Raw genomic sequence first — 23,950 nt, 5'->3', positions numbered from 1 at the left:
CCCGCTCGACGGAGGAGAGAGGGGCGTTTCCAAAGAGTCGGAATCATAAAAAGTCACACAGGACGATAAATTATAGAAAGAAGAATGGCAATGACAAATTCACAGGATCTATTTGAGAAATCACAGAAGGTAATTCCGGGCGGCGTCAATTCACCGGTCAGGGCATTTGGCTCGGTGGGACGGACACCTGTATTTATGAAGAAAGCAAAAGGTTCACATATATTTGACGAGGATGGCAACTCCTATGTGGATTATGTCTGCTCCTGGGGACCGGGAATTCTGGGGCATGCCGATGACAGAGTCATAGATGCGGTGAAGGCGGCTTGTGATGACGGACTTACATTCGGCGCACCGACAAGGAAAGAGCTCGAGATCGCAGAGCTGGTAAATGAGCTTATGCCTTCAATGGAGCTGACCAGGATGGTCAACTCGGGAACAGAGGCAGTGATGAGTGCGCTCAGAGTGGCGAGAGGATTTACAGGCAGAGACAAGATTGTAAAGTTCCGCGGCTGCTATCACGGACACAGTGATGGACTTCTGGTCAAGGCAGGCTCGGCGGCACTTACACAGTCAGTTCCGGACAGCCTGGGAGTTCCAAAGTCGTATACACAGCATACACTCATAGCAGAGTATAACAACGAGGACAGCGTAAAGAAGTTATTTGAGGCGGAGGGCAAAGACATTGCCGCAATCGTGGTCGAGCCGGTTGCCGCAAATATGGGAGTTGTCCCACCGCATGATGGATTCCTTCAGTTCCTCAGGGACATAACAAATGAGTACGGCGCACTTCTTATATTTGATGAGGTCATCACAGGTTTCAGACTCAGCCTTGGCGGTGCCCAGGAATACTTCGGGGTAAAGCCTGATCTCACAACACTTGGCAAGATAGTCGGAGGCGGAATGCCGGTGGGAGCATACGGCGGACGCCGCGATGTCATGAGCATGGTGGCACCACTTGGCGGAGTATACCAGGCGGGAACCCTGTCGGGCAATCCGATAGCCATGACAGCCGGACTCACAACGCTCCGCATACTCCAGAAGGAAAAGGATACAATATATCCTGCGATAGAAAAGAGCACAAGGCAGATAGCCGACACAGTCAGAGACACACTCGGCGACACAGTCCATGTCAACCAGATAGGCTCACTGATGAGCGTATTCTTCACAGATCAGGAAGTAGTAGACATGGATACATCAACATCCAGCGACACCGCAAGGTATGCAAAGTATTTCTCATACATGCTGGACAACGGAATCTACCTTGCTCCATCACAGTTCGAGGCAATGTTCGTATCTTACGCACACAGCAAGGAAGACGTATCCAAAACCTGTGAGCTGATAAAGAAATACAAAGAGAACTAGAGAGACTTAGTAGGTCAGAAGATGTCTCATTAAAAAGGAATTTATATTCCTATATTGTAGAAATAATTAGATAAGTATTAAAAGAGTGGTTTGGAAATAACATAATAAAACTAACGGTTATCGAAGAGTAAGCTGTCATGTTTATGTGATGCTCCAAAGGCGGGTAGCACATAGACGACGGAAGCTTGTCGCTCCTTGCTGAGCGGGAGCCCCCTTGCCCTTATAGGGGGGCGGGAGCGAATGCAAATAATGTGTCAAGTTTTCTGTGAAAACTTGACATGTAGCGTCAGCCCCTCGCCGAAGGCGACTTTTGATGGGCTGATGTTCAATTCAGGAGCTAAGACAAGGTGACAGAGTCGTGCGTAGCCTTGGAGCATCACATAAACATGACAGCGACCTTCTTCGACAAGGAGGAAATATGAGAGATTTGGTTATTGTGGGCAGCGGCCCTGCGGGTCTGTCCGCCGCAGTCTACGCCAAGAGGGCGATGATGGACGTGGTGGTACTGGAGAAGGAGGCATTCTCCGGCGGGCAGATCGTGAATACAGAGCAGGTTGACAACTACCTTGGACTGCCGGGCATAAGCGGTTTTGACATGGGTATGAAGTTCAGAGAACATGCGGATACATTTGGCGTGGAGTTTGATGACAGAGAGGTGACAGCTATCGAGGATCACGGCGATCACAAGAAGGTCAGCCTGGAGGATGGCAGCAGCATAGAGACAAAGGCGGTTCTGATAGCCACAGGCGCAAAGCACAGAAAGCTTGGCGTTCCCGGTGAGGAGGAATTCACAGGGGCAGGAGTTTCTTACTGTGCCACATGTGATGGAGCGTTCTTTAGGAACAAAGAAGTCGCAGTTGTGGGCGGAGGTAATATAGCTCTTGAGGATGCCCTGTATCTGTCAAAGATGTGCAGCAAGGTACATCTGATCCACAGAAGAGATGAGTTCAGAGGCGAGAAAATACTCGGAGCGCAGGTGCTTGAGACTGAGAATATAGAATTCCACCCATTTGCGCAGGTGACGGAGATAGGCGGAACGCCGGGCAAGCTGGAACTAAAGGTCGCTGTTAAGACACCGAAAACAGTGGACGGACAGACAGACAGCAATTTCACGCTTCCGGTAGCCGGTGTATTTATTGCCATAGGAACAAGCCCTATCACAGACTTCCTCGGTGACGTTGTGGAGCTTGATGACGCTGGTTATGTTGCAGCGGGCGAGACCGGACAGACCAGCACACCGGGAATATTTGCCGCGGGAGATGTGAGGACCAAGGCAGTGCGCCAGGTGGCGACAGCAGTTGGAGATGGTGCAGCAGTTATCCATTATGTTGAGGAATACCTGAACGGATTAAAAAAGAAGGTATAACTTGAGTATCTGATCAGCAACATATGGTAGGCAGTATAGAAACATAATCATAAAAATCAAGTGAATTAAACGGAAAATAATTGGCACGGAGATAAGGTAAGAACATTATAACTGCTTTTTCTCCTTGCCAAAAAAAATAAAACTAATTCATAGTAATTCTATAGGTAAAATATAACAATGAACAGGAGGCGGAAAAATGTTAATATCATCAAAGGGACAATATGCTTTGAGACTCATGGTAGATATATCGATAAACAGCGGCAGCACGGTTACTGTCAAAGCCGTAGCCAGAAGATGTGGATTGTCTGACAAATATCTTGAGCAGGTTACATCTTCTCTGCTAAAGGCAGGATATTTAAGGAGCGTGAGAGGTCCGAGAGGTGGTTACCGTCTGAACATGCCGGCGGAGGAGATCACGGTTGGGATGGTGCTAAGGGCGATAGAGGGCAGGATATCACCAATCGATAACAGAGTTGATGAGGATGGCGACACCAATATGGTCATGAACGATGTCATTGGAGAGGTGTGGGATGACCTTGAGACTGCCATCAACAATGTCCTTGACAACAAAACCATCGCCGATCTCACCCGGGAGTACAGTGACCGGATCGGATACATGTACTCGATATAAATCAGGGACGGAGGGGCAATAAGATTTCAGTTGAAAAAAAACTTATTTTGTATATAGTTGTAGTGGGATATATATCATATTAGGAGAATAAGAGATGTTAACACAGTTTTCGAGAACGGAGCTGCTATTTGGCAAGGAAGCCATGGACAAGCTGGCAGGCTCTAAGGTAGCGGTATTTGGAATAGGCGGAGTTGGCGGTTATGTATGCGAGGCGCTGGTCAGAAGCGGTGTCGGAGCATTTGACCTGATAGATGACGACAAGGTGTGTCTGACAAATCTCAACAGACAGATCATAGCGACAAGGAGCACAGTTGGAAAGTATAAGACCGATGTTATGAGGGACAGGATGCTTGACATCAATCCAAATGTGGAGGTTGAGGTACACAAATGTTTCTTCCTTCCGGAAAATGCGGATGACTTCCCTTGGGACAGCTACGACTACGTAGTCGACGCGGTGGACACCGTGACAGCCAAGATCGCTCTTGTCATGAAGTGCAAGGAGAAGAATATCCCGATCATCAGCAGCATGGGTGCGGGAAACAAGCTTGACGGAAGCCAGTTCAAGGTTGCAGATATATACAAGACAAAGGTGTGCCCGCTTGCGAAGGTCATGAGAAGAGAACTGAAGAAGAGAGGCATCAGGAAACTCAAGGTCGTATACTCTGAAGAGATTCCGACAAGGCCGATCGAAGATATGGCGATAAGTTGCAGAAACAACTGCATCTGTCCTCCAGGAGCAGAGCACAAATGTACAGAGCGCAGAGACATCCCGGGCAGCGTGGCATTTGTGCCATCAGTCGCAGGGCTTATCATAGCCGGTGAGGTGGCAAAGGATCTCATCAGGGTATAAAAAAGAAGACGCTGAGAAATCAGCGCCTTCTCCATAAAAATACCAAAGTTCCAAGCAGAACAGCACCACCATAGATGAATGGTGCATTTTTGTCGCTGTTCATAGTTTTTTCCGTATAAGATGCAGATGGATTCTCCGGGTTGTAATATATTGCGATGGACGACATGGAGTTGTAATTTGTTAGACCGCGGACGGAAAGAAAACCATTGTGCAATACTCCGGATTGGTCGCGGTATTCATAGTTGATATGGGTTCTTTTACTGACTCTTCTGACAGATGTGATATTGGCGGACGTTCTGGTATAGTCCCGCTCGATACGGCATGCCTTACCCCGTATGGAAAGACCGATGACCACAGCTATGATGAATGATGCTATTGGAATAATGTAAGTCGTATAAGGTAATAGTCTGAAAAAAATACTGATAGAATCCCCCCGATGTTAAAATCATAATGTACCTCCTGAAATTGTTGTTTCCCCAAAATGTCAGACATGAGATCCCTATTTACATGCCGGACTTGTATGTGTAAATTATAATATAAAGAAGACTGGTTGAGAATCCCTTAATTTAAGAGGATAAGTCTGTTAATATAGCAAATCTCAGGTAATAAATATATTACTGTATGCACTGCCACTCATGGTGGTCATAAGCTCAGTCATATTCGCATTTGCCAGAAGTGATAACATGGTGATAATAGGCCAATAATATAATAGAGAATATACAAAAGGAAGATGAACGAGATGGATAAGAAAGAAGAAAAGAAAATCATAAGACAGGAGTTTCTGACAGGTGAGAGAGCTCTTTTCATGGGAAAAAATCTCGATATATATGATACGATATTTGACGACGGCGAGTCTCCGCTTAAGGAGAGCCGCGGCATAAATCTGTACGGCAGCATGTTCAAATGGAAGTATCCGCTGTGGTACAGCAAGAACATTGTTGCGGAGGATTGCCACTGGTTTGAGATGGCGAGAGCCGGAGTCTGGTACACTGATAATATCGCGGTGAGGCGGGCACTCATCCAGGCGCCAAAGAACTTCCGCAGATGTAAAGGTCTGGAGCTTACGGATGTGACATTCACCCATGCGGAGGAGACACTGTGGAGCTGCGATGACGTGACAATGGACCACGTGACAGCAAAGGGCGACTATTTTGCCATGAACAGCAATAATATGAAGATAGACGACCTGAAGCTTGACGGAAACTATTCATTTGACGGATGCAGGAATGTGGAGATAAGAAACTCCAATCTGCTTTCAAAGGATGCATTCTGGAACACAGAGAACGTGACCGTATATGATTCATTCATATCGGGCGAGTATCTTGGCTGGAACGCAAAGAACCTCACCCTGGTGAACTGCACCATCGAGAGCCTTCAGGGCATGTGCTACATCGACAACCTTGTAATGAGGAACTGCAAGCTCATCAACACAACACTTGCATTTGAATATTCAACAGTGGATGCCGACATCTGCAGCAAGATAGACAGTGTCATGAACCCGACATCAGGAACCATCAAAGCCCAGCACATTGACAACCTGATAATAGAAAAAGACAAAGTAGATCCGTCAAAGACGAAAATAATAGTACAGGACTAAATTAAAGCACAGGGATTCACGGCAAAACATCACCCATACGTGTGACAGCATATGATAATATAAATAAGAGAAATATAATAATTTTTACGTAGAATGATGATAAATACATGGTGGCATATCATAACGTAAATGAGATTCCGCGGCTGCTGTGGTGAAACGAGTTGGCACATATAGAGTGCTCAATTGGTAGTGAAGTCGACTGAGCATTGCTGCTTCTTGCCGGAGCGGCGCAAGCAACGCACTTATCGCTTGCAGAGCGCAGTGCAGATAGAAGCAAAGCAAGGCGAGGGAAGACGAACGTGATGGAGCACTCTATATGTGCCAGCCGTTTGCCACAGCAGCCGCGGAATCTCTCCATGAAGTGGAGGGATAAACATGAAGTTTGATTTTGACAAGGTTATAGACAGACGCGGCACAGGCTCCCTGAAGTGGGACGTGCCGAAAAATGAACTGCCAATGTGGGTGGCAGACATGGACTTTCAGACGGCTCCGTGCATCAGGGAGGCACTGGCAGCCCGGGTTGAGCACGGAATATTCGGATATTCCATCATCCCGGACGAGTGGGCAGATGCCTACGTGAACTGGTGGGGCAGCAGACACGGATTTGCGATAGACAGGGATTGGCTGGTGTTCTGCTCCGGAGTCATCCCAGCCATATCAACGGCGGTGAGAAAGCTCACTACACCTGCAGAGAATGTTGTAGTGCAGACCCCTGTCTACAATATTTTCTTTAATTCTATATACAACAATGGGCGAAATATATTGGAAAGCCCTCTGAAATACGACGGCGAGGGATATGCCATGGACTTTGAGGATCTTGAGGCAAAGCTTGCAGATCCACAGACCAGCCTCATGATACTCTGCAATCCACAGAATCCTGCGGGGAAGATCTGGGATAAGGAGACACTTGCCCATGTGGGAGAGCTATGCGCAAAGTATGGTGTGACGGTCATCTCGGATGAGATACACTGCGATCTCACCGATCCTGGAAAGGAGTATGTGCCATTTGCCACGGCATCTGACACATGCAGGGATATAAGCGTGACCTGTATTGCGCCGACAAAGACCTTCAACATAGCCGGAATCCAGACTGCGGCCATTGTGGTTCCGGATAAATTCCTGAGACACAAGATGTGGAGAGGCCTGAACACAGATGAAGTAGCCGAGCCAAATGCATTTGCGGTGGATGCGGCGATAGCAGCATTTACAAATGGTGGCGAGTGGCTGGACAGTCTCAGGCAGTATCTGTATGAGAACAAGCAGTATGTCAGGAAGTTTATAGATGAAAAAGTGCCGGGTATAAAGGTGGTGTATTCGGAGGCCACATACCTTCTCTGGCTTGACTGCAGTAAGATAACTGACAACGCAAAACAGCTTTCAGCATTTATCAGGAAGAACACCGGACTCTATATGTCGCCGGGACTTTCATATGGTAAGAACGGAAAGGCATTTATCAGACTTAACATCGCATGTCCAAGGTCGATCGTGGAAGAGGGCATGAAGAGACTTGCCGAGGGAACCACGGCATTCAGAAAAATGAACGCAGAGACGGTAAACATAGACAATGCGGCTAAAAAAGGAGATATAGATGAGTAGCAGTGAAAACTTGCTGAAGGACATGATATCTGGAAAGTCCATGACCGCATCCCAGCAGATAGGACTTACGGTCAGGCTCAGTATTCCGGCGATCCTTGCCCAGATCTCGTCCATTGTCATGCAGTACATCGATGCATCCATGGTGGGGCGTCTCGGTGCAAATGCATCGGGAGCCATCGGACTTGTCTCGTCCACGACATGGCTGTTTGGTGGGCTGTGCATTGCAGTGACTACAGGATTTACTGTGCAGATAGCCCAGGCTGTGGGCGCCGGTGAGGATAAATCTGCCAGAAATATCATGAAACAGGGACTCATAATAGCCATGTGCATAAGCGCCCTGCTCGCACTCGTTGCAGCACTTATAAGCACACCGCTTCCGAGATGGCTCGGCGGTGAAGCTGCTATACAGAAGATGGCAAGCCAGTATTTCCTTGTGTATATGCTGGGACTTCCCGCTCTGCAGATGAACAGCATAGCGGGCGGCATGCACCAGAGCTCCGGAAATATGAGACTACCAGGCATACTGAATGTCATGTGCTGTGTGATGGATGTGATTTTTAATTTGTTCTTTATATTTCCGACAAGAATTGTAAATTTAAGTATTCCGTTTTTATCCAGCGTAAGGCTGGTTGGTTCTCAGATGGCAGAAACGGTTCAGGCAGGAGCCTTTGGTTCCCATTTGTCAACACTTGTGCAGTCTGAAACCTCGATGAATGGACTGACATTTACCATGCCGGGACTTGGACTTGGCGTTGCAGGTGCGGCGCTCGGAACCATCACGGCTGAGGCGGTCACCTGTGCCATCATGGTCACAGCACTTCTTTGGAAGAACAGGACACTTCACTTAAGAAAGGGCGAACACTTAAGATTTCACAGGGATATACTTGTCAAAGCAGTAAAGATAGGAGCGCCGGTGGGGCTTGAGCAGATGGTCATGTGCTCAGCGTACGTCATGTCTACAAAGATCGTGTCACCGCTCGGAACGATAGCCATCGCAGCCAACTCATTTGCAGTTACTGCGGAGAGCTTCTGCTACATGCCGGGCTACGGAGTACAGGCGGCATCAACCACACTTGTGGGACAATGCGTGGGAGCCGGACAAAAACAGTTGTCCAGAAGAATGGCATGGATTACAATGGGATTAGGTGTGTCGGTTATGACCATTGGCGGAGTCCTCATGTACATAGCAGCTCCGGCCATGATAGGTGTGCTGACACCGAACGAAGAGATAAGAAATCTAGGTGCGGCAGTGCTGAGGATAGAGGCATTTGCCGAACCATTTTACGCCGCATCCATAGTTGCATCGGGGGCACTCAGGGGAGCCGGGGACACTCTGGTACCAAGCTGCATGAACTTTGCCAGTATGTGGTGTGTGCGGATACCGCTTGCAGCTATATTTGCACCGAGGGTGGGACTCTATGGTGTATGGATCGCCATGTGCGTGGAGCTCTGTTTCAGGGGAATCCTGTTCACCACAAGGCTTAAACGGGAAAGATGGATGCGGGTGTTTGAAGAAAAATAAAATATGATGTTTTATAATTGCAAGGTATGATTAAACTTGCAATAAAACACCATTAAACAGGGAGGAAAATATGCCAGTATTTGATTTCAGCGGAAGTGACAACAAGAATAAGAACATAGTTACATATGAGACATTTCAGTCATCGGAAAGAACAGCCACAGCAGAGAAACCGATAATGCTCCTGGAGAACTCGGCCAGGAAGTGGGCGCACCACTCCAGCGGAAAGTTCACAAATCCGATCAAAAGGACAGCATTTGAATTTGACGAGGTGGACGGAGTTCAGTCCGCCGACATAATGAAGATAGATGCGAGATTTGTAAGCCTTCTCAAATGGCTCGGTGAGAATCACATCAATGTCCGTCTGTCGGGAGAGAACAGACCGGAGGGCTATGCGGTGTACAAGATAAGGGAGACCGAGTTTGGCGGCGGGGCAAAGCTGTCGGCAAATGACGGATTCCTTCAGTTTATGATAGAGAGACTTCTTTCCAGCGATGCCCCTTCAGAAGAAGAGAAATCCGAGGAGGAAGAAGAGGAGGAGGCACTTGGTGATGACATGAAGCTCACAAGCATGCAGAGTATCATTGATTTCATGCACTGTGCCGGAAGAACGCTCCCTGACAATATAAGACTGTGGGCGAGAAGAAATCTTGCGGTTGCCAGATCCAGCGAGGTATCCCCTGAGGAGAGACGCCACGCGCAGAGAGCACTCTCCATGGCGATGAACATCAGGTGGAAGAGCAATTATTTTGAGGCGATAGATCCAGATGAGGCGAGAAGGATACTGGACGAAGAACTCTACGGAATGGAGAAGGTCAAGCAGAGGATCATCGAGACGATCATCCAGATCAATCGTACACATACACTTCCAGCATACGGACTTCTGCTCTGCGGACCTGCCGGAACAGGAAAGTCACAGATAGCATATGCGGTTGCAAGAATACTGAGACTTCCATGGACGACCCTTGACATGAGTTCCATCAATGATCCGGAGCAGCTGACAGGAAGCTCAAGAGTGTATTCCAATGCCAAGCCGGGAATCATCATGGAGGCATTTTCACAGGCGGGCGAGTCTAACCTTGTATTCATCATCAACGAGCTGGATAAGGCCAACTCCGGCAAGGGCAACGGCAATCCTGCGGATGTACTGCTGACACTGCTGGACAACCTGGGATTCACCGACAACTACATGGAGTGCATGATCCCGACAAACGGTGTATACCCTATAGCAACGGCAAATGATAAGGAGAACATCAGCAAGCCTATCATGTCGAGATTTGCTGTCATAGACATACCGGATTACACCCCGGATGAGAAGAAGGAGATATTCAACAAATTTGTTCTGCCGAAGGTGCTCAAGCGCATCGGACTTGAAGGGAGCGAGTGCATCATCCTTCCAGACGGCGTGGATGCGGTCATCAGGAAGTGCGATGGTGTGACTGGAATCAGAGATATAGAGCAGGCTGCAGAGCACATAGTTGCACATGCGCTTTACCAGATCGAGGTAAATCACGTTCAGAGCGTGACATTTGACGGAGCTATGATAGAGGAGCTTTTGAGCTGATTATCGTCATATTACACAATTTACATTACAGAAAGTATTATGGTATACTCTTCTTATGAAACAAGTTTCATGGACTACAGTCTGAAATTCATAAGGAGAGTATATTTATAAATGGCAAGTATAAGAGATGTTGCAAAGGAGGCCGGGGTTGCAATATGTACAGTGTCAAGACTTATCAACGGCACGGCAAAAGTTGAACCCGAGACTCAGAAGAAGATAGAAGATGCGATGAAGAAACTGGATTATGTTCCAAATGAGCTTGCGCGCGGCATGTTCAAGGGCAGGTCCAATTCCATTGCGATGTTGGTTCCAAATATACAGCACCCATGGTTCTCATCACTGGCATCGGAGATTGAAAAGATACTTTATGAGAAAAAGTATAAATTCATGCTTTTTTCCACATCCGATGACAAGCAGAGGGAGAAGGAGTGTTTCAAGCTGTTAAAGTCCAATATCGTGGACGGAATCATATGCGGAACAACCACAAGCACAGCAAAGGAATATCAGAGGATAGACAAGCCTATGGTCATGCTGGATTACATGGTGGGAAACAAATTCCCTGTCGTAGTGTCTGACCATAAGATGGGTGGACAGCTTGCTGCCCGGGAATTCATAAACAGTGGATGCAAATACGTCATCCATATATCCGGAATCAGGACTGACAAGAATATCATGTCATTTGAGTGCCATGAGGAACTAGATAGAGTCCTTGCCGAGAATGGGATAAAATCCAGAAGGGTTCCTGTTCAGTGGAATGACTTTGATTTCCAGGGATACTTTGAGATGGCAAAATGCATACTGGAGGAGTATCCTGACGTGGACGGAATATTTGCCGCAGACATGCCGGCGATAGCATTCCTCAAGGCGGCACTTGCCATAGGCAAAAAGATTCCTGATGACCTGGCGATCGTGGCATACGACGGAACGTACATAACCAACGCCAGCACGACAAGGCTCACATCGATACATCAGCCGTACAAGGAGATCGCCCAGGAGGCAGTACGCCAGCTTATGGAGATGATCGACGGACCGGAGGAGGAAGATGATGCCGAAGGACAGGTTGAAAGTGCAACCGCAGATCAGATAGACAGCGCAAAAGAGAGAAACACACATATAGACGGAAATCTTATACTACTTCCGGTGAGCGTAGAAAAAGGCGATACAACTTTATAGTATGATTACGAAAAGAAGTTCATGAAGAGAAAATGAGGTGCCACTCAAAAATCATGAACTTCTTTTTATGTGGATACAAAACATAAGAAACTTACTAAGAGCACAAAATACAAAAATCTATAAATCCCCTATTGACGAAACATGTTTCATATGATAATCTTAGGACAAATGAAACATGTTTCATTTAAGCGCTTATGAAATGTGTTTTATCGGAACAATATGAATGATAGCGAGAATTAACAAGAGGGAAAATTCAAAGCAAGAAAAGGAGAAAAGGTTATGAGAGCAAAGAAATTAGTAGCATGTGCGCTTTCAGCAGCTATGATGCTGGGACTTGCATCTATGACAGGATGTGGTTCAGCAAAGAAGGATTACGATCTGTATATTTACAACACAAAGTCTGAGATTGCAGACAGCATCCAGGATCTGTGCAAGGATTATGAGACAGAGACAGGAGTTAAGGTTAAGGTTTACACATGTGGTACACAGGAGGCCATGGAGACACTCAGATCAGAGATGAATTCCAAGAACTATCCTACACTGTACGCGATAAACCAGGCACAGTTCACAGAGTGGAATGAGGGCGGATTTGTACTTCCATCAACATCAGTAAAGAATGAGGAGTTAAAGTCAATCTACGATTCAATTCCAGAGAGCATGCAGCTCGCAGATGAGAGCGGAGCAAGCTGCGGAATCCCTTACAACGTAGAGGGTTACGGACTTATCGCAGATACACAGATGATATGTGATGTATTTGGACTTGACAACGCAGACGCATTTGTCGCTGATTACAGAAGTGCCAATTATGAAGAGTTCACAGGCATGATCAAGGCAATTGATGATTACATAAACGGCAAGGGTGGCGAGAAGGTTACACTTTCAGGCAATGCATACACCACGGCAAAGGACAAGACAGCCACAACAGAGAACATGAACGGAGTGTTTGCAATCGCAGGCGCTGAGAAGTGGACATATGCAAACCACTATACAAACTACGCACTGAATGCAGTGTTCCCTAACTACAATACAACGGCAGCAGCTACAAAGGAAGATGTTGATAAGCTTGAGGAGCCACTTGTAAAGATGGTTCAGGAGCTTGACATGCTTTCAAGCTACACAGCAGGACCAAGCGGCAAGGTAGAGCGTGGATCAGAGTACATCAACTCAACAGTGACAGGATATGATCAGGCAGTTCAGACATTTGCCGAGGGTAAGGCAATGTTCATCAAGCAGGGTAACTGGGTATACGGAACCATCGCAGGTGTGGATGCAGACAAGGCATCAAGACTCACAATGCTCCCAATGAAGGTTAACCTTGAGCAGAGTGACATCTCAGCTGAGGGCGTTACAGTTGACAAGATGAACAGCTCAATCCCTGAGTTCGTTTCACAGTATTACGTTATCAACAAGAAGGATTCCGAAGAGGAGCAGAAAGCCGCTGAGGACTTCCTTGTATGGCTCTACACATCAGATACAGGAAAAGATTACATCACCAACAAATTTGCATTTGTCCCATTCAACGCAGACGAGAGCGAGAAGCTTGAGAATCCTCTCAGCAATTCACTTGTATACTATATGAGCAATGACCTTGTAATGGGCAATGACTTCGATGCATTCCCTGAGTCATGGGGACTCAATACCATCGGTGCAACTATTCAGGAGCAGTTGTTTACAAATCCTGATCAGTGGGATGAGAACACTATAAGAACAGGTGTGGAAGATGCACTGACAAAGTGGAAGGACAGTATCAAGGAGTAGTAGTTTAAGATATGTCAGATTCCCGATGGGAATCTGACAGGCAGCACCAGCCTTGACCGGATACGGTTCAGATCAGATCAGGCTGGTGCTAAATGTAGGAAAGGAAAAACTATGAAAAGATTTTACAAAAGAAAATTCTGGTTTATGGTTCTGCCTTCTATAGTGTTGTTTCTGCTGGTTATCATAGTTCCTTTTATAGAGGGTGTGATCTACTCCTTCACTGAGTGGAGAGGTTCATACTTCGTAGGTGGGGAGCACTGGTGGAACGCACTGGTGGGACTTAAGAATTATACAAGCATATTCAAGTCAAAGGATTTCCTTCAGTCACTTGGATACACGGCCATATATGCTGTACTTGCAGTAATAGCACAGAATGTTGTCAGTCTTCTTCTGGCACTCATGATCAAGAAGCTCACCAAGGGCAAGGGACTTTTCAGAACGGTACTGTTCCTTCCGTATGTACTTGGAATGCTTGCCATGGGTTATGTATGGCGTTTCATATTTGAAAATGTATTTTCACAGACACTGTTTGGAACAGATGGCGTGGTACATGTAGAGGTGCTCAACAACATGCTTCAGAATCAGTGGAAGGCACTTCTGGCATATGCCATTGTCGGAGTATGGCAGGTTGCAGGTTACTACCTGATAATCTACCTCAACGGACTCAACAATATTTCTGAGGATATTTATGAGGCTGCCAGAATAGATGGAGCCACAGGCTGGACAAGCTTCAGGAAGATCACACTTCCGCTTCTCATGCCTTCATTTACGATAGTTCTCTTCATGTCACTGGCAAACAGCTTCAAGATGCTCGACCTCAATGTTTCACTGACAGAGGGCAATTTCGGAACGACCATGATATCCTACATGATACTGAAAACGGTAAGAGAGAGCTCTCCTCCGGCATACGGAGAGGCGCAGGCACAGGCAGTTATATTCTTCGTTATCATTGCAGTTATATCTATAGCTCAGGTAATGATCACTAAGAGAAAGGAGATCGAATCATAATGGGAGTAAAAGGCAAGATCAAAAGAGCAATCATAGTGGTTATACTCGCTGTATTGGCAATCGTGACCATATTCCCGATATGGTTCCTGATCGTCAATTCATTCAAGGGACAGCAGGAGATAGTAACATCTCCAATAGCTCTCCCGAAGTCGTGGAATCTGGACTATCTGAAGAATGCGGCTGAGCAGATAAATCTCGGCAGCAGCCTGCTTCAGACAGTACTCATAACAGTTGCAGCTGTGGCACTTATCGTGTTCATATCTTCATTTGCCGCATGGGCAATTGCCAGAACAGATTCCAAAGTGGCAAATATACTCTTCATCGCGTACACAGCAGCCATGCTCATACCTTTCCAGTCAGTTATGTACCCATTGGTATCACTTATGGACAAGCTGGGACTCAAGAACACACCGGGTCTGATCCTCATGTACGGAGGCTTTGGAATCAGTATGTCGGTTCTGCTGTACAGAGGATTCATCAAGAGTATTCCGCTGTCACTTGAGGAGGCAGCCATGCTCGATGGAGCAAATATATTCCAGATATACAGATATGTGGTCATGCCGCTCTTAAAGCCGACGACCATGACAGTTGTCATCACAAATGCAGTGTGGATATGGAACGATTACCTTCTTCCATTCCTCGTAATAGGAAATAACGACAAAAAGACGCTCACGCTGAGCTTATACTATGCAAAGAGTCTGTCAGGACAGTACGGAAATCCATGGGAGCTCATCTTCCCTGCAGTACTTCTCTGTATCATCCCTATTGTGATCATATTCATCATTCTTCAGAAGAATATCATCGAGGGAATTTCAGCCGGAGCTGTGAAAGGATAAACATAAAATATGGACAAAAAATGGTGGAAAGAGGCGGTATTTTACCAGATATACCCTAGAAGCTTCTATGATAGCAACGGAGACGGCATAGGAGATCTGAAGGGGATAACCGAGAAATTGCCGTACCTCAAAGAACTTGGCGTGACCGCTGTGTGGATATGTCCATTCTTCAAGTCGCCTATGAAGGACAACGGATATGACATATCGGATTACTACGATGTGAATCCTGAGTTTGGAACCATAGAGGATGCGGATGAACTTATAAGATGTGCAAATGAAAATGGCATCAAGATCATCATGGACATGGTCATCAATCACACATCAGACCAGCACAGATGGTTCCAGGAGGCGTGCCGGGACAGACACAGCAAATACAGAAATTACTATATATTTAAGGACAACATAGATGGACTTGCAGATCTCAGATCTAATTTCGGTGGAAGCACATGGACACAGATTGAGGATGGCAGCTGGTATTTCCATTCATTTGCGAAGGAGCAGCCGGATCTCAACTGGGAATGTGAGGAGATGAGACAGGAGCTCTACGACATGATGAACTGGTGGCTCGACAAGGGAGTTGCCGGATTCCGAATGGATGCCATCACATTTATCAAGAAAGACCTCTCATTCCCGCCTATGCCGTCAGACGGCGAGGACGGCAGATGCGATGTTGGCAAATGCTGCCTCAACAGGCCGGGAATAGATGAGTTCCTTCACGAGTTAAAGCTTAACACATATGGCAGAGGAGACTTTGTGACTGTCGCAGAGACTCCTGGAGTTCCAAGTAAGGATTTGGACAAATACATTGGAAGAGATGGACATTTCTCCATGATATTTGACTTCAGCTACACAGACATAGATATCAATCCGGGCGATCTCTGGCTGCACCAGAGAGACTGGACGATAGAGGAGTTCAAGGACAAGCTGTTCACCAATCAGAGACTCGTGAAAAAGATTGGATGGGCGGCGAATTACCTGGAAAACCACGATCAGCCTAGAAGTATAGGCAAGTACTTCCCAGCTGGTGATATTCCTGAATACAGGACACAGATGGCAAAGGCGCTTGGCGCGTTGTTCTTCTTCCTGAAGGGTACGCCATTTGTATATCAGGGACAGGAGCTTGGAATGATCAACACTCATTTTGACAATATAGATGAGCTCGACGATATCAATTCCAAGGGACAGTATGCGAGATGCCTTGAAGCCGGATACAGTGAGACTGAGGCGATGAAATCCGTAAATATAAGGAGCCGCGACCAGTCAAGACTTCCAATGCAGTGGAACAGCGAAAAAAACTTTGGATTTTCAGCGCATGAGCCATGGCTGGCATGCAACAATCAGTGTGACCTCCAGACGGTGGAGCTTGAGAGCGTTGATAAGGATTCTGTGCTTAACTTTTATAAGGCGATGATACAGCTCAGAAATCACTCAGAGTACACACAGACTCTCATCTACGGAGACCTGGAGGATGTGGAGACGGATAATGCAGGAATCATAGTGTACAGGCGCAAGCCGGTTCAGATTGAGTGTGCATGTGGAACTGGAGCAAATGCAGAAAGCGCAGACAGATCGGTATATGTTGTTGTCAACATGACCGGTAAGGATGTGGGCTATGCAATTCCTGAGACTGCGGATGTGCTTATGGGTAATTATGCGGATTATGATGGTACGCTCAGACCTTATGAGACTGTGGTGTACGCGGTGTAGGCCGGAGCTGGCAGAAAAAGCCTGAATATTGGTGGAGACTGATTGAAAATTACAGTTGGTCTGGTATCAGTATTCAGGCTTTTTTTATTGTCTGTATACTTTTTGGATACTTTTTGGATACTTTGCTCAAATCTATAGACAAAGTGAATGGATCATTAAATGCAAGATATGTCTTAATGTTCAAAGCGTATTCACAGTTCAGAATAATCCCCCAACTTAACCATCAGCAGTGCCATATTTGGTCAACTTTTTTCCATATAAAATATAATACCCAGATATTAAAATAGCTGTATAAAAAGCAGTCAGACATGAGATTTAAGAGCAGAGGGTGCGCAGTGTACAGGCGTAACGGAGGTTGTCTGCTCAGACAAATAAATGGAGAAAAGGAGATACACTTATGGGTATTATATTTCACGAAGAGACACAGACATTTCACCTTACAAATGGTGAGATAAGCTACATCATGACGGTGCTCCCGAACGGACATCTGGGAAATCTGTACTATGGTAAGGCGATAAGGGACAGAGAGGATTTCTCACATCTGTTGGAGCTCGTCCAGAGACCTATGTTCCAGTATGTATATGACGATGACAGACTGTTCTCACTTGAGTCAGTGAAGCAGGAGCTTCCTGTGTACGGAACCACAGACTACAGAGCACCGATGGTTGAGGTACTTCAGTCAAATGGCAGCAGGATATCAGATTTTGTATATGTATCACATGAGGTAAATGCGGGCAAGCCAAAGCTTGAGGCACTGCCGGCAACATACACAGAGAATGATGACGAGGCAGAGACATTGATCGTCACATTGAAGGATTCACTCACAGGCATAAAGGCGAGAATGCTTTATACAATATGGAGCGACAGACCAGTCATAGCAAAGAGCGTAGAGTATGTAAATGAAGGCACAGAGGCGGTACATCTCACCACTGCTTACAGCATGTGCCTGGATCTCCCTGATCCTGATTACCAGTGGATGCAGCTCTCGGGCGCATGGGCAAGGGAGCGCCACATAATAACAAGAGACCTCGAGCAGGGCTTACAGTCGATAGGCAGCAACCGTGGTCATTCATCCCATGAGCACAATCCGTTCATCGCATTGAAGAGAGAGACAACGGACGAGAACCAGGGAGAGGCGATTGGAATAAGCCTTGTATACAGCGGCAATTTTAAGATACAGGCTGAGGTTGACACGAGAAATACAGCCCGTATTCTGGCCGGAATAAATCCGGATACATTTGACTGGAAGCTCGATGTAGGAGAGCATTTCCAGACTCCTGAGGCAGTTATTGTGTATTCAGACCAGGGACTCAACAAGATGAGCCAGACATTCCACAAGCTGTACCAGAAGAGACTTGCGAGAGGCGAGTGGAGAGACAAGCCAAGACCGATTCTCATCAACAACTGGGAGGCTACATATTTTGATTTCACCAGAGAGAAGCTCATAGCCATCGCACAGAAGGCAAAGGAGTGCGGAGTTGAGCTGTTTGTCCTTGACGACGGCTGGTTTGGAGCCAGAACCACAGACCATGCAGGTCTTGGAGACTGGGTTGCAAATCCAGACAGACTCCCGGAGGGAATCACAGGAATTGCAGAGGATATAGAGAAGGTAGGTCTGAAGTTCGGACTGTGGTTCGAGCCTGAGATGACAAATAAAGACTCAGACCTCTACAGAGAGCACCCAGACTGGATACTTTCAGTTCCAGGAAGACATGACTCACACGGAAGATTCCAGTACGTTCTGGATTTCTCCAGAAAAGAGGTCGTTGACAGAATATATGAGATGATGGCAAAGATACTCAGCACGGCAAAGGTGTCATATGTGAAGTGGGATATGAACAGAAGTATCACCGAGTGTTATAGTGCGGCTCTTCCGGCTGACAGACAGGGCGAGGTGTTCCACAGATACATACTTGGTGTGTACGATCTGTATGAGAGACTTACGAGCACATTTCCACATGTACTCTTTGAGTCATGTGCCAGCGGCGGCGGACGTTTTGATCCGGGTATCCTCTACTATGCACCACAGGGCTGGACAAGCGATGACACGGATGCCATAGAGAGAGTCAAGATCCAGTATGGAACGTCCATGTGTTACCCGATCAGCAGCATGGGAAGCCACGTGTCGGTTGTGCCAAATCACCAGACAAGGCGAGAGGCTCCGCTGAGAACCCGTGCAAATGCTGCATACTTCGGAACATTTGGCTATGAGCTGGATCTAGGCAAGCTTACCGCTGATGAGATAGAGGAAGTCAAGGAGCAGGTCAGGTTCATGAAGGTATACCGTGAGCTGATCCAGTACGGAACATTCTACAGACTTGCAAGTCCATTTGAAGATGAGGAGTGCGGCTGGATGGTCGTGTCAGACGATAAGAAGACCGCCATAGTTGCGTGGTTCAGAACGCTCTACACACCTAACAAATGTTTCACAAGAATGAAGCTTCACGGTCTTGATCCGGATGCGTTATATAGCTGCAATGTGCTCGGAGGACAGGCACTCACAGTGAGCAAGACACCGGATGGAAAGCTGATATATGAGAAAGTGTCAGGAGACAAAGGAGAGGATTCTGCAGTCAATGTCATCGCAGGCCCTTCATGCTATGGCGATGAGCTGATGAACCTCGGACTCATCACCAGCGACACATCGGCGGGAGAGATAGTCGGAGAGGATATGCCTTGCGGAGACTATGATTCCAGACTCTATGTGCTCAAGGCAGAGTAAGCGGGTTTGCGAAAAAATTTTCCTGGATATAGTCCAAAATAATAGAAAGCGTACAAGATTTTTGGATTTTGTACGCTTTCCTGCTTTTTCGGGCAGAAAAAGAAAAAAGACAGTTAAGATGTGCCTGCGTAAATCGGAGGAGAAAACACAGTATGAATATATTTGACATAATGGGGCTTGTAATGGTTGGACCGTCGAGCTCACACACGGCAGGGGGTGAAGGTGTGTATCGGTGCAGACATGTCCGATACACTGAAGGAGACTGCGCGTGGAGGCCTTGCAACCACTCGCACGGCGCTTGAGGTGAAAAATAGACTAAAAATGTAGATAGAAACTATGGCATTTGTCAAATTGCATAAATAAGGTTTTTTTTAGCCTGCAAACATGATATAATTGCATAAAGAATGTTTAAAAAATGCAGTTGGGGATGATCAGATGAGCAACAGGAAGAGAATATGCGTTATAACAGCACAGGTTGAAGAGAGTACACAGAATCGCTTCATGCAGGGATTTCTGAAGCAGGCATATGATATGAATTACGATGTCTGCATATTTTCCATGTTTTTGAAGTACCAGGATTCAACAGACAGGGAGGTTGGAGATTCAAACATCTACAACCTTATTAATTTTAACCTTTTTGATGCTGTGGTATTGTGTCAGGACACCATACAGACTCCGGGAGTCGTAGAAAAGCTGGAGAAGCGCCTGCAGTCAGAATTTGCAAATGGTGTGGTAGTGGTAGTCGACAAAGAGAATAACATATTCCCAACGGTCATGATGGATCATTATACCCCTATAGTAAAACTCGTGGATCACCTTATAGAGGTTCACGGCCACAAGAACATATATTTCCTGGGCGGACTCAAGGAGCACATACACTCCAAGCAGCGACTCGCCGGTTACATAGACAGCATGAAGGCGCACAACCTGCCGGTTACGGACGACATGATATATTATGGAACATACTGGTACGACAGCGGCGACTACATGGTGGACGAGCTTGTGAAGGATATGGAGCATCTGCCGGATGCCATCGTATGTGCAAATGACTGTATGGCCATCGGAGTGTGCACCGCATTTGACAGATATGGAATAAGAGTTCCCGAGGACATAGCCGTGGTGGGCTATGACTCCATAGAAGACGGAAGAAACAGTCCTGTTCCGATCACATCTGCGGACATACCGGCGGATGACTGCGGGCACTACTGTATGAAATATATAGATGCAAAGCTCAACGGACATGACGTACCGGAATTCAAGTCCAATGTGGAGCTGTACATAGGTGGAACCTGTGGCTGTGAGGGCTGGGAACGAGAGACAGTCAGGATCAGAAGAGACAAATGGGAGACAGACCTCTCAGAGACCGGCTTCTACTCTTGCTTCAACAACATGGCGGATGACCTTGTGGCGCAGACGAGCGTGGAGTCATTCTTTGACACCGTGTCGGAATACGTGTACCAGATAAGACCATTTGAGAGCTTCCATCTGTGCCTGAACGACTACTGGAGAAATCCGGAGGTCATGACCGGTGATGAGGCACTTCGCCATGGTTACACAGATCATGTATACAGACTGATAAAGTGCGGCCCGGATGAAAAAGAAGAGAGACACATACGCTACGACGACGTATTCGAGTCTGCGAAGCTGTTGCCGGAGCTGTACGAGGACAGGGATTATCCTACAGCGTTCATATTTACACCATTGTTCTTCCAGGACAGAAGCTTTGGCTATGCAGTGGTGAACTACGGTGCAGAGCCGAGGGTGTACGAAGATGTATACAGATCCTGGATCAAGACGGTTGCCAGGGACATGGAGTCATTTGCAAGACATCAGGGACTCAATGTACTTCTAAACAAGCTTGAGGCGGATCAGATAAGAGACGGTCTCACCGGAATGTACAACTACAGAGGCTTCATAGGCAGGGCAAATGACATGATAATCCAGGCCGCTGAAGAGAAGTCTGAGATACTTGTGTTGGCGGTGGATCTGAAGAATACACGCCAGATAAACAGCAATTACGGAAGAACAGAGGGTGACAGAGTCCTAAGCTATGTTGCCCAGTCGATAAATGAGATACTTACCCCATACGAGATATCCATGAGGATGGGAAATGACGAGTTCGTCATAGCCACAGTGGCAAAGAGTGGCGATATCTCAAGGGGAGAATATATAGCCGAGGAACTCAAGAAGAAGCTTGAGGCGGCAAACAGTGGCGGAAAGGACGATTACGAGCTCGGTATATATTACGGATGTAAGAAGGCTCTGGTCAAGTCATCTGCCGAGCTGGAGACCCTCATCAACGATACGGTCAACCAGAAGAACCGCATAAAAGAACAGAACAATGCCAAGGGACGCAACAAAGCGACGATAACGAACAGGGATCTGGAGAGAGATGAGATAGTAGCTATGATACTGGACAACAACATGCTCACATATCATTTCCAGCCTATAGTAAGTGCCCGTGACGGAGGCATATTTGCATACGAGGCACTTATGAGGATACTGGTTCCTATGAGAATGTCACCCCCTGAGCTTCTGGAGAGTGCAGAGAGACTGAACAGACTGTACGATGTGGAAAAACTCACACTGTTCAACGTCGTGGAGATCGTGGCATCGAATCCTGAGATGTTCAGGGGCAAGAAGGTATTTATCAACAGCATGCCGGGGCATATGCTCAACGCACAGGACAGAAAAGAATTCCTTTCAAAGGTGAAGATGCTCCAGTGTGCAGGCATAGTCATAGAATTTACCGAGGGAGCAGAGCTGTCGGATGCGGAACTGAATGATCTCGAGGCATTCCTCAGAGGAAATGGCATGGAGATCGCTATAGACGACTACGGCGCAGGCTATTCAAATGTAAACAATCTTCTCAGGTATATGCCTGAGTATGTGAAGATAGACAGAATGCTTCTGACAGGGATCGATGCAGACCCACACAGACAGCATTTCGTCAAGGATATAATAGAATTCACCTCGACCAACGACATCAAGGCGCTGGCGGAGGGCGTTGAGACCACGAAGGAGATGAAGACCGTCATCCAGCTCGGTGCGGATCTCATTCAGGGATACTATACCGCCCATCCGAACGCGGAGGTAGTACAGCTCATATCCCCACAGGTTGTGAATGAGATAGTTCAGTACAACCAACAGGAAGAGGTGGCTGAGAACAGCAGCATATTTGTCATGGAGCATGAGAGAAATGCATCACTTCTGAAGCTCGCATCCCAGGGAATCAGGGAGATAGTTGTGGCACAGAGAGCCGGTGGCGACAACAATGTCCGCATAGTCGGCGCACAGGGCTTCAAGTCAAATATGACACTCAAGATAAAGGATGGTTTCACCGGAACCATAGTGCTGCAGAACGTAAGCTTCTCGGGCGACCGCGACAAGCCTTGTATAGACTGCGGTGAGAATACGGATCTGCACATCGTGCTTGAGGGTAAGAATTTCTGCAGGAATGGCGGAATAAAGATACCGGAGTCGTCCAGAGTGACATTTATCGGAGATGGTGATATAATGGTCCGCGTCAACGGTAACAGCTATTACGGAATAGGCAATGACATTCATTCAAAGCATGGAGTCATGAAGTTCAAGCAGGAGGGCGCCATTAATATAGAAACAAACGGTGTGAACGGAGTGGCAATAGGCGCCGGACTCGGAGGAGATATACGTATAGAGAAGGGCCGATACGACCTGTATATCAACGGCGAGAACGGAGTTGCTATTGGAAGCATAAGCACCCCGGTGAATCTGAATCTCCTGCAGGCGGACATAGACATAACCTATGAGGCTGCAAATGGAGTCGCCATCGGCTCGGTGAGCCAGCACGCAGATATCGCGATAAAGAACACATCCATATCGCTCAGAGGATCGGGCAACAGATACGTGGCGGTCGGAACCCTGGACGGAGATGGATGCAGCGTAGATATAAGCAGAGCACATGTGGACATGAACCTTAAGGGCAATTCGTGCATAGCCATGGGATCTGACCATGGAATAGCAGACATACGCATGACGGACGCCAACTCAAGGCTGGCGGTTCAGGGCGAGGCGTGCTTCGCACTTGGAAGCAGAGACGGCACAGGCATGCTGTCCAGCAATAATGCAGATCTGAATGTGGTTGTCAGGAATTCACTGAACATAGATATATCCGCGGCAGAGCAGGACATACGTCTGGTGAATGGAAGATACATGTTCATTTTGAACAATGAGAATATAGAGCGCAAGGTAGTAGAGCGCTATTAATTCAAAGGAGTATAAA

15 protein-coding genes are annotated in these 23,950 nt (G+C 46.9%); all 15 read left to right on the top strand.

Going from position 1 to position 23,950, the window contains the following annotated elements:
- Positions 1-84: 84 nt before the first annotated feature.
- The 15 genes from hemL to DXD11_RS11755 all read left to right on the top strand — a co-directional run bounded on the left by hemL (position 85) and on the right by DXD11_RS11755 (position 23,934).
- The gene (hemL, locus tag DXD11_RS11830; protein WP_118758469.1) at positions 85-1,362 is read left to right on the top strand and encodes a glutamate-1-semialdehyde 2,1-aminomutase; all 1,278 of its coding nucleotides are present in this window, start codon (positions 85-87) and stop codon (positions 1,360-1,362) included.
- A gap of 418 nt (positions 1,363-1,780) precedes the next feature.
- A complete protein-coding gene (locus DXD11_RS11825) occupies positions 1,781-2,728 on the top strand; it encodes an NAD(P)/FAD-dependent oxidoreductase (RefSeq protein WP_118758468.1) in 948 nt (315 codons plus the stop codon).
- Positions 2,729-2,924: 196 nt separating this feature from the next.
- On the top strand, positions 2,925-3,359 hold the full coding sequence (locus tag DXD11_RS11820) for an RrF2 family transcriptional regulator (protein WP_118758467.1): 435 nt from the start codon (positions 2,925-2,927) through the stop codon (positions 3,357-3,359).
- Positions 3,360-3,453: 94 nt separating this feature from the next.
- Positions 3,454-4,209: a tRNA threonylcarbamoyladenosine dehydratase gene (locus DXD11_RS11815; protein ID WP_118758466.1), complete on the top strand. Its 756-nt coding sequence runs from the start codon at positions 3,454-3,456 to the stop codon at positions 4,207-4,209.
- Between the two features lie 739 nt (positions 4,210-4,948).
- On the top strand, positions 4,949-5,806 hold the full coding sequence (locus DXD11_RS11805; protein ID WP_118758465.1) for a DUF3737 family protein: 858 nt from the start codon (positions 4,949-4,951) through the stop codon (positions 5,804-5,806).
- Between the two features lie 375 nt (positions 5,807-6,181).
- The gene (locus DXD11_RS11800; RefSeq protein ID WP_118758464.1) at positions 6,182-7,402 is read left to right on the top strand and encodes a MalY/PatB family protein; all 1,221 of its coding nucleotides are present in this window, start codon (positions 6,182-6,184) and stop codon (positions 7,400-7,402) included.
- Complete coding sequence (locus tag DXD11_RS11795) at positions 7,395-8,924, top strand: MATE family efflux transporter (protein WP_118758463.1); 1,530 nt, start codon at positions 7,395-7,397, stop codon at positions 8,922-8,924. The genes DXD11_RS11800 and DXD11_RS11795 overlap by 8 nt, the downstream gene beginning before the upstream one ends.
- A 70-nt stretch (positions 8,925-8,994) precedes the next feature.
- Positions 8,995-10,485 (top strand): AAA family ATPase, encoded by a 1,491-nt coding sequence (locus DXD11_RS11790; protein WP_118758462.1) that lies wholly within the window; start codon positions 8,995-8,997, stop codon positions 10,483-10,485.
- 111 nt (positions 10,486-10,596) lie between these two features.
- Entirely contained in the window at positions 10,597-11,658 is a 1,062-nt protein-coding gene (locus DXD11_RS11785; RefSeq protein ID WP_118758461.1) for a LacI family DNA-binding transcriptional regulator, read from the top strand.
- Positions 11,659-11,937: 279 nt separating this feature from the next.
- Entirely contained in the window at positions 11,938-13,416 is a 1,479-nt protein-coding gene (locus DXD11_RS11780; protein WP_118758460.1) for an ABC transporter substrate-binding protein, read from the top strand.
- Positions 13,417-13,527: 111 nt separating this feature from the next.
- Positions 13,528-14,424: a carbohydrate ABC transporter permease gene (locus DXD11_RS11775; protein ID WP_044998090.1), complete on the top strand. Its 897-nt coding sequence runs from the start codon at positions 13,528-13,530 to the stop codon at positions 14,422-14,424.
- A complete protein-coding gene (locus tag DXD11_RS11770; protein WP_118758459.1) occupies positions 14,424-15,260 on the top strand; it encodes a carbohydrate ABC transporter permease in 837 nt (278 codons plus the stop codon). The genes DXD11_RS11775 and DXD11_RS11770 overlap by 1 nt, the downstream gene beginning before the upstream one ends.
- A gap of 9 nt (positions 15,261-15,269) precedes the next feature.
- The gene (locus DXD11_RS11765; protein ID WP_118758458.1) at positions 15,270-16,967 is read left to right on the top strand and encodes an alpha-glucosidase; all 1,698 of its coding nucleotides are present in this window, start codon (positions 15,270-15,272) and stop codon (positions 16,965-16,967) included.
- 397 nt (positions 16,968-17,364) lie between these two features.
- Complete coding sequence (locus DXD11_RS11760; RefSeq protein ID WP_118758457.1) at positions 17,365-19,689, top strand: alpha-galactosidase; 2,325 nt, start codon at positions 17,365-17,367, stop codon at positions 19,687-19,689.
- Positions 19,690-20,124: 435 nt separating this feature from the next.
- The gene (locus DXD11_RS11755) at positions 20,125-23,934 is read left to right on the top strand and encodes an EAL domain-containing protein (RefSeq protein WP_117550416.1); all 3,810 of its coding nucleotides are present in this window, start codon (positions 20,125-20,127) and stop codon (positions 23,932-23,934) included.
- Positions 23,935-23,950: the final 16 nt, after the last annotated feature.

The sequence above is a fragment of the Coprococcus sp. TF11-13 genome, from assembly GCF_003481085.1.
GTDB classification, from domain to species: domain Bacteria; phylum Bacillota; class Clostridia; order Lachnospirales; family Lachnospiraceae; genus Coprococcus; species Coprococcus aceti.
The sequence above is the reverse complement of the archived record's forward strand: the minus strand, read 5'-3'. Positions and strand labels throughout refer to the sequence as shown.

Coding starts and splice junctions, on each gene's coding strand:
- hemL (WP_118758469.1), top strand. CDS start 85: ATGGCAATGACAAATTCACAGGATCTATTTGAGAAATCACAGAAGGTA.
- DXD11_RS11825 (WP_118758468.1), top strand. CDS start 1,781: ATGAGAGATTTGGTTATTGTGGGCAGCGGCCCTGCGGGTCTGTCCGCC.
- DXD11_RS11820 (WP_118758467.1), top strand. CDS start 2,925: ATGTTAATATCATCAAAGGGACAATATGCTTTGAGACTCATGGTAGAT.
- DXD11_RS11815 (WP_118758466.1), top strand. CDS start 3,454: ATGTTAACACAGTTTTCGAGAACGGAGCTGCTATTTGGCAAGGAAGCC.
- DXD11_RS11805 (WP_118758465.1), top strand. CDS start 4,949: ATGGATAAGAAAGAAGAAAAGAAAATCATAAGACAGGAGTTTCTGACA.
- DXD11_RS11800 (WP_118758464.1), top strand. CDS start 6,182: ATGAAGTTTGATTTTGACAAGGTTATAGACAGACGCGGCACAGGCTCC.
- DXD11_RS11795 (WP_118758463.1), top strand. CDS start 7,395: ATGAGTAGCAGTGAAAACTTGCTGAAGGACATGATATCTGGAAAGTCC.
- DXD11_RS11790 (WP_118758462.1), top strand. CDS start 8,995: ATGCCAGTATTTGATTTCAGCGGAAGTGACAACAAGAATAAGAACATA.
- DXD11_RS11785 (WP_118758461.1), top strand. CDS start 10,597: ATGGCAAGTATAAGAGATGTTGCAAAGGAGGCCGGGGTTGCAATATGT.
- DXD11_RS11780 (WP_118758460.1), top strand. CDS start 11,938: ATGAGAGCAAAGAAATTAGTAGCATGTGCGCTTTCAGCAGCTATGATG.
- DXD11_RS11775 (WP_044998090.1), top strand. CDS start 13,528: ATGAAAAGATTTTACAAAAGAAAATTCTGGTTTATGGTTCTGCCTTCT.
- DXD11_RS11770 (WP_118758459.1), top strand. CDS start 14,424: ATGGGAGTAAAAGGCAAGATCAAAAGAGCAATCATAGTGGTTATACTC.
- DXD11_RS11765 (WP_118758458.1), top strand. CDS start 15,270: ATGGACAAAAAATGGTGGAAAGAGGCGGTATTTTACCAGATATACCCT.
- DXD11_RS11760 (WP_118758457.1), top strand. CDS start 17,365: ATGGGTATTATATTTCACGAAGAGACACAGACATTTCACCTTACAAAT.
- DXD11_RS11755 (WP_117550416.1), top strand. CDS start 20,125: ATGAGCAACAGGAAGAGAATATGCGTTATAACAGCACAGGTTGAAGAG.